This window comes from Kribbella voronezhensis, assembly GCF_004365175.1.
In the GTDB taxonomy this organism is placed as follows: Bacteria; Actinomycetota; Actinomycetes; order Propionibacteriales; family Kribbellaceae; genus Kribbella; species Kribbella voronezhensis.
On the sequence record NZ_SOCE01000002.1, the window covers coordinates 688,621 to 701,268 of the forward strand.

General features: G+C 68.8%; 10 protein-coding genes. 5 read left to right on the plus strand and 5 right to left on the minus strand.

Annotation, left to right across the window (positions count from 1 at the left end):
* On the plus strand, nucleotides 1-1,650 hold the full coding sequence (groL, locus tag EV138_RS30535; RefSeq protein WP_133983179.1) for a chaperonin GroEL: 1,650 nt from the start codon (nucleotides 1-3) through the stop codon (nucleotides 1,648-1,650).
* Between the two features lie 96 nt (nucleotides 1,651-1,746).
* Nucleotides 1,747-2,136 carry a hypothetical protein gene (locus EV138_RS30540; protein WP_133983181.1) on the plus strand — a complete coding sequence of 130 codons (390 nt, stop codon included), beginning with the start codon at nucleotides 1,747-1,749 and terminating at the stop codon, nucleotides 2,134-2,136.
* Here the strand turns inward: EV138_RS30540 and EV138_RS30545 are convergent.
* Entirely contained in the window at nucleotides 2,130-3,101 is a 972-nt protein-coding gene (locus EV138_RS30545) for a lysylphosphatidylglycerol synthase domain-containing protein (RefSeq protein ID WP_166678806.1), read from the minus strand. The two genes, EV138_RS30540 and EV138_RS30545, sit on opposite strands and share 7 nt — an antisense overlap.
* 239 nt (nucleotides 3,102-3,340) lie before the next feature.
* Between EV138_RS30545 and EV138_RS30550 the strand changes: the two genes are divergently transcribed.
* Nucleotides 3,341-5,371, plus strand: a complete 2,031-nt coding sequence (locus tag EV138_RS30550; protein ID WP_166678807.1) for a S53 family peptidase — start codon at nucleotides 3,341-3,343, stop codon at nucleotides 5,369-5,371.
* A 24-nt stretch (nucleotides 5,372-5,395) separates the two neighbouring features.
* On the opposite strand, the gene EV138_RS30555 is transcribed toward EV138_RS30550, so the two are convergent.
* Nucleotides 5,396-6,781 (minus strand): FAD-dependent oxidoreductase, encoded by a 1,386-nt coding sequence (locus EV138_RS30555; protein WP_133983187.1) that lies wholly within the window; start codon nucleotides 6,779-6,781, stop codon nucleotides 5,396-5,398.
* Between the two features lie 73 nt (nucleotides 6,782-6,854).
* Here EV138_RS30555 and EV138_RS30560 point away from each other — a divergent pair, with 73 nt between their 5' ends.
* Nucleotides 6,855-7,754, plus strand: coding sequence for a cupin domain-containing protein (locus tag EV138_RS30560; protein ID WP_133983189.1), 900 nt, complete (start codon nucleotides 6,855-6,857; stop codon nucleotides 7,752-7,754).
* A 5-nt stretch (nucleotides 7,755-7,759) separates the two neighbouring features.
* Here EV138_RS30560 and EV138_RS30565 read toward each other — a convergent pair whose 3' ends face one another.
* Nucleotides 7,760-9,130, minus strand: coding sequence for an MFS transporter (locus EV138_RS30565; RefSeq protein ID WP_238158571.1), 1,371 nt, complete (start codon nucleotides 9,128-9,130; stop codon nucleotides 7,760-7,762).
* Between the two features lie 154 nt (nucleotides 9,131-9,284).
* Between EV138_RS30565 and EV138_RS30570 the strand changes: the two genes are divergently transcribed.
* Nucleotides 9,285-10,262: a GTP-binding protein LepA gene (locus EV138_RS30570; protein WP_238158514.1), complete on the plus strand. Its 978-nt coding sequence runs from the start codon at nucleotides 9,285-9,287 to the stop codon at nucleotides 10,260-10,262.
* A gap of 48 nt (nucleotides 10,263-10,310) precedes the next feature.
* On the opposite strand, the gene EV138_RS30575 is transcribed toward EV138_RS30570, so the two are convergent.
* On the minus strand, nucleotides 10,311-10,826 hold the full coding sequence (locus EV138_RS30575) for a hypothetical protein (protein ID WP_133983193.1): 516 nt from the start codon (nucleotides 10,824-10,826) through the stop codon (nucleotides 10,311-10,313).
* The gene (locus EV138_RS30580; RefSeq protein WP_133983195.1) at nucleotides 10,823-12,643 is read right to left on the minus strand and encodes a vWA domain-containing protein; all 1,821 of its coding nucleotides are present in this window, start codon (nucleotides 12,641-12,643) and stop codon (nucleotides 10,823-10,825) included. The genes EV138_RS30575 and EV138_RS30580 overlap by 4 nt, the downstream gene beginning before the upstream one ends.
* Between the last annotated feature and the right edge of the window lie 5 nt (nucleotides 12,644-12,648).

The following is a 12,648-nucleotide window of genomic DNA, read 5'->3' on the forward strand; positions in this document are numbered from 1 at the left end:
ATGGCAAAGGAACTGAGGTTCAACTCAGAGGCAAGGCGGTTGCTGGAATCCGGGGTGAACGCTCTGGCCGACGCGATCAAGGTGACGCTCGGACCGAAGGGCCGCAACGCCGTCCTGGAGAAGCTGACCGGGCCGCCGACCATCACCAACGACGGCGTCACGATCGCGAAGGAGATCCAGCTCCGCGAGCCGTTCGCCAACATGGGCGCGCAGCTGGTCAAGGAAGTCGCGATGAAGACCAACGGCGTGGTCGGCGACGGCACCACGACCGCGACGGTGCTGGCCCAGGCGATGGTTCGCGAAGGCCTGCGGGCGGTGGACGGCGGCGCCAACCCGATGCGGGTGCGGCGGGGCATCGAGCAGACCGTTCCGGTCGTGGTGGAGACGCTGCGGTCGTGGGCGGCCGAGGTCGGCGGGGCGCAGGACCTGCGGCACATCGCTACGTTGGCGGCCAGCGACGACGAGTCGATCGGCGACGTCGTCGCCGAGGCGGTCGAGCGGGTCGGCCGCAACGGGATCGTCACCACCGAGGAGTCCGAGACCTTCGGCCTGTCGGTGAACGTTGTCGACGGCATCGACTTCGACCACGGCTACATCTCGATGTACATGGTCACCGACCGGGAGCGGATGGAGGCGGTCTACGACAACCCGGTCATCCTGCTGACCAACAAGAAGATCTCCCAGGTGCAGGACATCATGCCGACCGTCGAGGTGGCCAAGCGCGCCGACCGGCCGCTCGTGGTGCTGGCCGAGGACGTCGACGGACCGGCGTTGCAGCTCCTGGTGGGCGGCAACATGCACAACACGATGCGGTCGGTCGTCGTCCGGGCGCCCGGCTTCGGTCACCGCCGGATCGCCGAGCTGGAGGACCTCGCGGTGGCCCTCGGCGGGCGGGTGATCGCGACGGACACCGGGCTGGACCTGTCCGAGGTCACGCTGGACCACCTCGGCTCGTGCGACCGGATCACGATCACCGAGAACGACACCACGATCGTCGGCGGCCACGGCGACGCGAACCTGGTCTCGGCCCGGCTGGCGCAGCTGGAGACGCAGTTCGAGCGGGCCAGGATCGAGGCCGACCAGGACAACCTGCAACTGCGGATGGCCCGGCTGTCCGGGCGGGTCGCCGTGATCCGGGTCGGCGGCGCGACGAGTGTCGAGCTCAAGGAGCGGATGCTCCGGGTCGAGGACTCGCTGGCCGCGACCCGGGCCGCGCTCGAGGAAGGCGTGGTGGCCGGCGGGGGAGTGGCGCTGGTCCAGGCCCAGGAGGCGGTCTCCCGGGTCGAACTGACCGGTGACGCGGCCGTCGGCCGCGAGGTGGTCCGCCGGGCGCTGCCCGAGCCGCTGCGCTGGATCGCGATCAACGCCGGGTACGACGGCGACGAGGTGGCCGCCAAGGTGGCGTCGCTCCCGTTGGGGACCGGCTTCAACGCGCTGACCGGTCACTACGCCGACATGTTCGACGAGGGGATCATGGATCCGCTGAAGGTGACCCGGGCCGCGCTGGAGAGCGCGGCGTCGATCGCGGCGCTGATCATCACGACGGAGACAGCGGTGGTCGAGGAGGTGCTCGGCAATCCGGGCGCGATCATGGCTCCCGGCTTCGGCGACCTGGCCGAGGGCATGGTCCGCCCGTCCAACATCTACTGATTTCTGCTCTGATTCTCCGCCGATCGGATCGATGACCCTCTACATACCTAGTATCTAGATACCGAGTATGTACATCGATCCGATCGAGGAGAACAGATGAAGATGCGAGCAGCTGTGGTGTCCGTGCTGGCAGTCGCGACGTTGGGCGCCGCTCCGGTGGCCGCGCAGGCCGCGCCGGTGGCGCACGCCAAGGCCTTCAGTCAGCCGTACAAGCAACTGGTCACGGGCACCAGTTGGAGCAGCGGGGGCACGTACATCGCTCACGGCGGCGACATCAAGCTGAAGCTGACCACGTTGCCGAAGGCCACCGAGGTGCTGGTCGAGAAGTGTGAGGGCAGGGACCTCGGCGACGTCGAGGTCTTCACGAAGCAGGCGCCCAGTCACGTGCTGGCGACCAAGGTGCCGGCGGGCACCTGCTTCCTGATCCTCTTCAACAAGCACGTGAAGACCGCCGACTACGTGGTCGAAGGCACCTTCAGCTACTGACCTTCGGCCGTCCGGGGAACAGGTGCCGTCGCGATGAGCGCGGCACCTGTACTCCGTGCGCACGGGGTCGCCGGTCGTGGCTCGGTGAACCAGCCGCGCCACCGGAGGAAGAAGCAGCCGCCGCCGAACAACAGCGCCGGGACCCAGTAGAGCAAGGCGGTGAGCGCCACCGCACCGAAGGCCGCTGTCCACGAAACACCGATCGATGCCAGGCCGGCCACGAGAGCGCCTTCGCGGGGACTCGCTCCGTGGACGCCTGGCAGCGCGCCGGCGAGCTGGCTGGCTCCGAACACGGCGACCAACTGGAACGCCGACACGGAGTCCCCGACCGCTTGGAGCGCCCCGATCAGCAATCCGAGAATCGTGGCCTGGTAGCCGATCGACAACACGACGCCGACCGCGAACACGGTGGGCGACGGCCACGGCCAACTGCCGGCGAGACCAGGGCGCCGCCGGCGTACGAGAACGGCTGCTACGAGGACCAGGGCGGCGAGTCCGAGAGCGACCACGAGCACGATCGGCGGCAGTGCGATCCCGCAGACCGCGACGGCCACGACGAGTCCGACGGCACCGACGAACCGGTCCAGCGCGACCGCGGCGACCGCGGCGGATCGTCGTACGCCGGTGGTTTCCAGGCGGTGCACCCGCCAGAGGTCGGCGCCGGCGTGCCACGGTGAGATGAGACCGAGGATCTCGCTCTCCGCATACGCCCGCACGTGCCAGACCCTGGTCCGGCCGCTGGCCGCCAGTGCGTGCCAGCGCAACGGACACAGGATGTACTTGCCGATCGCGAACGGCAGCAGCCCGATGGCGGCGGGCAGCACGGACGTGTGCGGGACCCGTTCGACATTCCACAGCGACAGCAGCACGGCACCCAGCAGCGCGGTGACTTGGACGGCCCGATTGGTGACGACCGCCTTGGCGAGTCGCAGGAATGTCCCGAATTGTTGGTGCCTGACGCGCACGACGGCCTCCTCTCGGCCAACCGAACGGCGGTGGCGGGGCACTCTGCCCGTCCCGCCACCCGGTCAGACCATAACCGCCGCGCACTACCCCCGCATCTCGCTGTCCGCGCGCCGGACGCTTGGAGCGGAGCCGAAATGTTCCGCTCGCGGGGTGTTGCACGGCGCTGGAAAGCGTTGATGCCACCCGTTCCCCGCTCGAAGATGACGCGGTTGTGACTTCGAGCGAGAGGGACGAAGACGTGAAGAGATCCAGGCGAACCGCGCTGGCGATCGCGGCGGCCGGGGCGGTGGTGGCCGTCGCCGCGCTGCCGGTGGCATCGGCCGCGCCGGCCGAGCAGAAGGTGTCCGGCGGGCGTCCGAGCTGGGCCGTCGCGTCGGCCGACCGCGGACCGACCGATCCGGGCACGGAGCTCGAGGCGCGGGTGTATCTGGCCGGACGCGACCCGCAGGCGATGACGGCGTACGCGCTGGCAGTGACCGATCCACACAACGCTGCCTACCGGCACTTCCTGTCCGCCGCCGAGGTGAACCGGCGATTCGGGCCTACTGCTGAGCAGACCCGTGCCGTCACGTCGTGGCTGAAATCGTCCGGCCTGAAGGTGACCAGCACCGACTCGCACTACGTCGGCTTTCGCGGGTCGGTGGACAAGGTGCAGCGGGCGTTCGATGTGCAGCTGCACGACTTCGCCGACGCCAATGGGTTGCACCGCGCACCGACGGGTGAGGTGAAGGTCCCGGCCCGCATCGCGAGCGCCGTACAAGGCGTTGTCGGGCTGGAGGACCCTGCAAAACAAGGCGTTCGGGCCAAATCGGCGGACGAGGTCGCGGCACTCACCGCTCCACGCGCGACCGAGCCCGACCCGTGGGGACCGAGTCCCGCGCTGTACCGCGCGGAGCCGTGCTCGAACTACTGGGGCGAGAAGCCGGCCACCGACCAACCCAAGTCCGACGGCAAGACGCGGCCGTGGACGCTGTGTGGCTACGGTCCGCAGGAGTTGCGCAAGGCGTACGGACTGGATCGGACCAGCCTGACCGGGCGCGGCGTGACGGTCGGGATCATCGACCCCTACGCGTCGCCGACGATCGAGGCCGACGTCGCGGCGTACGCGAACAAGCATGTCTCGCAGGGCTGGCGGCCGGGTCAGCTGAAGCAGTACACGACTCCCGGCGGATCACCCGACTGCTTCGGCGGCCCACCGAACGCGATCTACGTCGAGGAGGCGCTGGACATCGAGGCCGTCCACGCGATGGCACCGGACGCGGACGTCGCGTACGTCGGCGCCAAGGACTGCAGTGACCCGAGCCTCCTGGACGCGCTGAACCGGCTGGTCGACCACCACCTGGCCGACATGGTCAGCAACTCGTGGGGCGACGGCGCGAACGGGCCGGCCACCGAGGCGATCCGGCAGGCGTACGAGGACGTCTTCCAGCGGGCCGCGATCCAGGGCATCGGCGTGTACTTCTCCTCGGGTGACTGTGGAGTCGAGGACCCGGTCACCGGCTGCGGGCGCAACGAGGACTCCAACGGCGTACAGACCGAGTACCCGCCGGAGAGTGTGTGGGTGACCGGCGTCGGCGGTACGACGATGGCGCTCGGGCCGGACTACCGGAAGGTCTTCGAGGCCGGCTGGGGCAACATCCGCTCGGAGAAGAAGGCCGACGGCAGTGGCTGGGACCCGGATCCGCGGGCGGGCTACCCGGCCGCGTTCACCGGCGGGTCCGGCGGTGGCACGAGCGCGAAGGTGCGCCAGCCGGCGTACCAGGCCGGTGTCGTACCGGCGAAGCTGGCGCGGACGCTGCTGACCGGTGAGACGTCGGCGTACCCGATGCGGGTCGTGCCGGACGTCGCGATGGACGGCGACAACAACACCGGCATGATGGTCGGGCAGACCTGGCTGAAGGCGGACGGCACCGTCGGCTACCTGGAGGTCCGGCTCGGCGGGACCAGCCTGTCGAGCCCGTTGATGGCGGGTCTGCAAGCGGTGGCCCAGCAGGCACAGCGCTCGCCGATCGGCTTCGCGAATCCGCAGCTGTACCAGCGGGCCGGGTCGAGGGCGTTCGACGACGTCACCGACACCCCGTTCGGACCGAATGAACTGCTGAACGTCGTCCGCAACGACTACAGCAACATCACCGACCCGACCAGCCCGATCAAGACCCGCCTCTACACCTTCGGCCTGAACGGCCCGATCAAGGCGGTCACCGGCTACGACGACGTCACCGGCGTGGGTACGCCGAGTTCGACCTACGCCCAGTCCTACCAACGCTGAACCGAACGAACACGAAGGCCTGGGTCAGGGGTTGGGCTGCAGCGCGGCGAGGACACCGTTGAAGGCCTCGGTGGAGCTGGGGTGGGTGTAGATCGAGTCGCGCAGTTCGGTCGCGGTGATGCCGTGACGCATCGCGAGAGCGACCGTGTTGATCAGTTCCTGGGCGTCGACGCTGAGCAGGGCGGCGCCCAGGATCTGGTCGGTGTCCGCGTCGACGACGAACTTCATCAGGCCGCGGGTCTCCTCGACGATGTACGCGCGCGGCATCGCCACGATGTCGGCGACGTTCTCCCGCGCGACCTTGATGCGGCGCCCGGCCGCGCGGGCCTCCTTCTCGGTCAGCCCGATGGTGGCCAGCGGCGGCGTCATGAAGAGAGTCGCCGGTACTGCGACCCGGTCGGCCGTGCTGCGTTTGCCTTCGCCGATGAGCTGGTCGAGCACGATCCGGCTGTCGTCGAGGGAGATGTAGGTGAACTGCGGGCCGCCGTTGACGTCACCGAGGGCGAAGATGTGTGGCCGGCTCGTGCGCAGGTACTCGTCGACCTCGACCGCGCCGCGAGCCGTGGTACGGACACCGGCGTTGGCCAGCTCCAGGCCGTCGGTCACGGGAGTGCGGCCGGTCGCGGCGAGCACCGCATCGGCCACCAGCGTGTGGCGACTGCCGTTCCGCTCGTAGGTGATCGTGGTGCCGCTCGTGCCGTCGCGTACTTCGACCACGGTGGCGCCGGGCACGATGTCGACGCCCTCGTCGGCGAGGATCTGCGTCGCGGCGGCCGCGACGTCGTCGTCCTCGCGGCCGAGGATCCGGGCCGACGACTCGAAGACGGTGACCTTGGAGCCGAACCGGTTGTACATCGAGGCGAACTCGATGCCGAGGTAGCCGCCGCCGATCACGGCGAGCCGCCCCGGCAGGGTCGTGGTCTTGATCAGGTCGACGTTGGTCACCAGCCGGGTGCTGTCCGCGAGGCCGGGGATGCCGGCGATCACCGGTTCCGATCCGGTGTTGATCAGGATCGTCTCGGCCGTCACGGTGATCCGGTCCGTGCTCGTGACGACGGTCAGGGTGTGCGGATCGGCGAACGAGGCCGTTCCGGTCAGCACGGTGATCGTGTCGGCGCCGTTGAGCGAGTCGTAGTTGCCGGCCCGGAACAGCGAGGTGAGTGCCTGCACCTGGCCGACCGCGTGTTCGAACCATTCCTGGGGCGAGTCGTCCGGCCGCCGCTGGCCCGAGTGATGGACCAGTGCCTTCGTCGGCACGCAACCGACGTTGGGGCAGGTTCCGCCGTACATCTGGTCCGACTTCTCGATCAGGACGACCCGCCGGCCGAGCCGGCCGAGTTCCGCCGCGACGGCCTTGCCGCCCTTACCGAATCCGATCACTGCGACATCCGCGCGCAAAATGTTGTCCACGGAGCTAGCCTGGTCGCTATCGGTGAACCTCAATAGCTGGTTATTGCTCCAGTTCCCCTCGCGAAAGTCTCAAATGGACGCCATCAGTCACCTGCTCCAGCAGGCACAGGTCCGGGCCGTGCTGGACAAGCGCTGCCTGCTCGCTGGTGCCACGGTGATGGAGGTGAAGGCCTACGGCGGCACCGAGGCCGCTTTCCACTTCCTGCTCGACGGCGAGTGCACACTCGAGGCCGGCGGCGAGCGCATCGCGCTGGTGGCGGGCGACGCCGTCCTGCTGCCGAGCAGCCCACCGCACAGGATCCGTACTACGGGTACCGGGACGCCGCAGGTCTCGATCGAGACCCGAGGCGCCGGCATCGACCTGATCCGGACCGACAACGACGACGCGGCCGTGATCGACCTGTTCTGTGGGCACTACAGCTTCGGTTCGGCCTCGGGCTCCCTGCTGCTGCGCAGTTTGCCCGATCCCTTGGTGGTGTCGTTCGGTGCTGACGACGCGGTCGATTCGATGACCGCGGTGATGCGGCAGGAAGCATTGGCCGACGGTCCCGGGACTACCGCGATCCTCTCGTCGATCGGTACTGCGTTGCTGGCGATGGTGCTGCGGCGGTCGCCCCGCGACGTCACCCGGGCTGCGCTCTGGACTGCGGTGGACAACCCACGGATCGCGGCCGTGATCGATGCCGTACTCCGTGAGCCGGGCGCGAGCTGGCCGGTCGAGAAGCTGGCCGGCATCGCCTCGATGTCGAGGGCAACGTTCCTGCGGCATTTCGTTCGGCAGACGGGGACCACCGTCGGAGCATTCGTCACCACTGTCCGGCTGATGACGGCGGCGGACCTGCTCACCGACGGCGATCTCACGGTCGCCTCGATCGCGGCGAGGGTGGGCTATCGCTCCGAGTCGGCCTTCACGCAGGTGTTCTCCCAGGCGCTCGGTACCACCCCCGGCCGATTCCGCCGGGACGGCCGCTGACCTTCTTACCCGCGGTGTTCGAGGCGGGTGCTGAGGACGGCGAAGGCGAGGGTGGCGAACGTGGTGAGAGCCGCGGGGACGAAGAAGACGTGGGGCAGGCCGATGGCGGCGACACCGAGGCCGCCGATGGCGCCGCCGATCGCGGAGCCGACAGGGATGGCGCTGAGGAAGACGCCCGACGCCGTGCCGACGCCTTCGGGGTACAGGTGCTGGGCGATCGAGACGCCGAGGGTGCCGACGCAGGCCCAGAGGCCGGCCGTCAGAGCCTGACCGAGGAACAGGATGCCGACCGAACCGCCGATCGCGTAGGCGAGGTTGCCGGCCAGGCCCATGGCGGCCCCGCCGGTCATCACCGTCAGCGATCCGAACCGGTCGGCCAGTGCGGCGACGAGCGGAAGCAGGAGCAGTTCCAGCAGCGGCTGGATGCCGATCACCGCGCCGCGCAGCGAGTCGGAGACGTGCAACTGTTCGGCCATGTAGATGGGCAGATAGCCGAACTTGATCGTGTCGCCGGTCATCGCCAGGATGCAGACGGCGGTGAAGACCAGCAGCGGCATCAGGTGGTCGACCGGCCGTTTGCCCGCAGGGCGCTCGATGACCGCCTGGTGGTGGAAACGGGCCACCCGTTGCCGCCCGAACGGGATCACCTGGGCGAAGACGCAGACGGCTGTTGCTACCAGCAACGAGCGGAGGCCGAAGACACCGCCGTACCAGCTGCCGAGGACCGGGCCGAGGATCCAGCCGATCGTGAAGGCCATCCGGATCGCCGCGACGACACGGTTGTCGGCTCTGGTCGGATGGCGGCTCAGCTCGTCGCGGCAGGCGGCGAAGAGCTGGGCCATCGCTCCGCCGCCGACGCTGAGCGCGACCGCGCTGATCACGAAGGGGAGCCACACCGATCGAGCGGCTGCCATGGCGAGCCAGCCGGCGGCACCGATCAGGGCGCAGAGCCGGAACCAGAGCAGCCGGTCGGGAGTGCGGTCCGACAGCCGCCCGATGAGGAAGCCCGCGAGCGGGGCGGCCAGGTTCGTCACGTAGTACAGGCCGGCCACGGGCAGCGGCGTCCCGAGTTCGCGGACCAGGAACAGGGTCAGCTGGGGCGTCGCGGCCGACATGCCGATCCCGGCGATCAGCAGGGACAGGAACGCCGAACGGTAGACCCGCGACCGGACGACGATGCCCATCGCGGACTCGGACCGGTCGAGCATCAGCATCCTCATCAGACGAACAGAACTGTCACCGAACCTTATCCGCCGGCCACCGCCATGGCGTCGCCGCGGGGACTGCAGCAGTTCGCCGGCCACCTGCACCAGAGCAGCGACCGCGAGGACGATGATCGCCACTACCGCGTTGCCGGAGCCGGCGAACAGGACCATAGATGCCAACAGCAACAATCCTGTGGTGCGCGCGGCCGCGCTCGTGTCGACGATACCTCGCGAAGCGCGAACCTGGAGTACGGCGATAAGAACCTCGCCGGGCGGAGCGCGGGTGGAGAAAAGTGCTGTGGTGCGCTGGGGTGGGTGAAGTAAGGTGAGACTTACTCATGGTCGGTTGGCCTGGGGTGAGCTGAGGCCTGCTGGGGTGGGTGGGATCTTCGTGATCAAGGGGTTCAAGGGACGTGGCCGGCGGCGGCCGTTCTCGGTCGAGGCGCGGCTGGCCGAGCATGTGGACCGGCTGGGGGAGGAGCATCCGCCGATCCCGGTGGACAGCGCCGACTACACGATGGCGCGACCGGAACTGCTCGCCAGGGCCTTCGGCCCGGTGCTGACCTACATGTCCCGGGTCGAGCTCGAAGTCGAACGGAACGTCCTCGAGCTGAACCTGCTGCTGCCGGACCCGCCGGCTGTGGACCGGCATTTCTATGCCGACGTCTGGCTTCCGCAGGAGATCCATCACGGGTTGTTGCTGGATCGCCTGCAGTCGCTGGCCGGCCTGCCGCCGGCGGATCCCGACCTCACCTCGATGGCGTTCAGCTACCGGGTGCTCGGTGCGCTCGGTCGCTGGAGCGCCGTGCAGGACGTGAGCCGGATGCTCTACTACCTCACCGGCGTGGCGACCGAGCAGTCGGCGATCCTTGCCTACAACAAGCTTCATCAGGGTCTGCTGCATCTGGGTGAGCGCGCGGTGGCGACAACCGTCGTCGCTCCCATCCGCAGACAGGAGCCGGGGCACTTCGCCTACTACAAGATCGCCGCTCAGGGCCTGTGGACCGAGCTGACCGGCTGGCAGAAGTGGCTGGTGGGAACGCTCCGCCGGCACACCTTCGAACCGGTCGGTGCCTACACCAAGAAGCAGTGGGCAGAGTTCGGTGCCGTGATGCACCACCTCGGCATCACCACCGACGGCGAAGGCGGCCTCACTCGCTACGCCCAGCAGATCGGGCGGGTCGAGATGGAGCTGCTCTGGGCGATGCGGCGGGGCCTGCGGGTTCCGACGTACGTCGTGGACTCGCTCAGGTCGGCCGCCCGGCTCGCCGCGGCCGAGCGCGTCGCCACCGCCGGCAGCTGAGCACTTTCCTGGACAGCCTCGAACAACGCCTGAGCAGTCTGTAGACGCTTACCGAAGCGCCTCGAGTTCTTCCTCGAGCCACTTGTGGGCCCGGTCCAGCCGGGTGGCCAGCGCGCTCCACTCGGACGCCCGGACAGGCGCACTGTAGGTTTCCACGGATTTGGTGACGTACTCGGTGATCTCGCCCAGTCTGTCCGTGGCCGGTCCCTGCGCGGAGCCGTCGGCATGGGTGATCGCGCGTTTGCACTGCAGGGTCAGTTCCTCGATCCGATCCATCAGCTGAACGGCTTCGTCGGCCTGCGCGCGGGCCGGGTCGTCGTCCGCCAGCAGGTTCGACCAGCGGCGAACCTGGGCCGGGATGTTCCGCTCCGGCGCCAGCGGCTTGGGCACCCGCCGTCGCCAAGTCGCGATCACCAGCACTACCAGGGCGATCAGCGGCCCGGCCGGTACGGCGAGCCACGGCCAGGGGCCTGTCAGTGCGACGATCGCGCCGGCGACACCGAGCACGGACGCCTCGACCAGCGCGACGGGGTCGCTGTACCGGCGCCCGATCCCGCGCCTCACCCGAAGTTCCGGAACACTTGGACGAAGGCGTCGCCCACATCGAGCGGATCACTCGCGTCGTACTGCGCGGCCTTGGTGCGGTTCGCGATCTGGGCGAGTGTGGCGACGTCGGCGTTCTCGGCTTTTCCGTACGGCACCGTGAAGATCCGGACCGAGGTGTCCCGGCCGGCCGGATTCAGCTTGTCCAGCAACGTTCGTGCCCCACCGGGGTAGTTCTCGGTGTTCTGCCCGTCGCTGAGCAGCACGATCGCGTTGATCCGCTCCGGATCGAGCGACTTCGCCATCATCTGGCTGGCCGCGTCGGTCACGGCGTACAGGGCCGTGTTCCCGCTGGCTTTCAGGTGCTGGATCCTCGCCTTGAGCTGGGCGCGGACGGCGCCTACCCGTGACACCGGCATCACCTGCGTGTAGGACGGGTTCGACGAGAAGGTCCACAGGCCGACTTCGTCGTCGTCGTCGAGGAGGTCGAGGGCGCGCTGGGCCGCCGGGATCAGCAGTTGCAGCTTCGTCGGGTCCTGCGCGCGGTTGGGATCGTCGGCGATCTCGTTCATGGAGCCGGACACGTCCAGTACCAGCAGCACGCGGGTCTTGCGCCGTACCTTGTCCCAGCTGTTCACCATCGCGGCCAGCAGTTTGCCGTCGGGCGGCTGCACGAAAGTGAGGTGCTGATCGGCCGGCACCCCGAGGGTGTGGACGAGTTGCTCGGTCGGCCGGGTCGCGTCGTCCCGCGGCCGGAACCCGACGTTCGCGAACTCCTTCTGCTGAAGGGGATCGATCAGGAACTGGTAGAAGTCCCGCGCGATCGCTCGCTGGTCGGGCGTGGCCGAGGCGAGCACGACGTACGGATGATCGAGCTCCAGCGTCCCGTCCTCGGGATGCACCACCCGCAGTGGGTTGCGCGGGACGCGCTCGGCACTCATCTTCCCGGGATCGCCGCCGGGAGCGCCCCGGTTGTACAGGTAGGCCATCTGCTCCTGGATCACCACGGCATCGACATACGGCCGGTACTTCGTGGCGTCCTGCCGCTGCTCGGCGTCGTAGATCTGCTGCATGAAACGCACGGCCTCGTCGCCGTACCGCGTCACCGACGACTCGATGCCGTGCACGAACGCGGTGACCTGCGGATTGGCCAGATTCGCCGCCGAGAGTTCACCGGGCGCCGCGATGTAGGTGGCGACCGTCGCCGCCAGTCCCGAGGTCGAGGTCTCGGCGTTGTCCCGGCCGAGGATGAACTTTCCCCAGGCCTGCTTGCCGTACGCCGACCAGCCGGACCGCGAGAGTTCGAGCACGTCCGCCCACGTCTTCAGCCTTTTGCCGTGCTTCTCCAGCGCCTCGACCACCGACTGCGGCATCGCGATCACGAGCGTGCTGGTGGTGATCGACTGCGGCGCCGGATCGCGCGCGATCAGGTCGCCGTGGCCCTCTTGTTCGAGCAGGCGCAGCCACATCGACGACGTGGGCAACCAGACCTCGGGCGGGTCCTTCATCCCGGCGGCCAGCGCGTTCTTGGTGGCGCCCGAGGTCAGTGGCGTGAGATCGATCTTCCCGCACAGGTCGCCGACCGCGCGGCCCGAGGAGTTGTACTGCTCGGCGAGCCGGCTCATCACGACGGCCTTCTCGGTCGAGGAGCTGACCTGGATCCTCTCCGTCCGCCGGCAGGGGGCGACTGTGGCACCGTTGCCACCTTCACCCGCACGGTTGCCGTCGGCAGCTACCTGGCGTGGCCCGATCGCGGTCGCGGCGATCAGGGCGAGGCCGACGAGCAGGCCGAGCAGATGACCCCGGTGGAACCGCCGCGGTCCGGTGGTACTCGACACGCTTG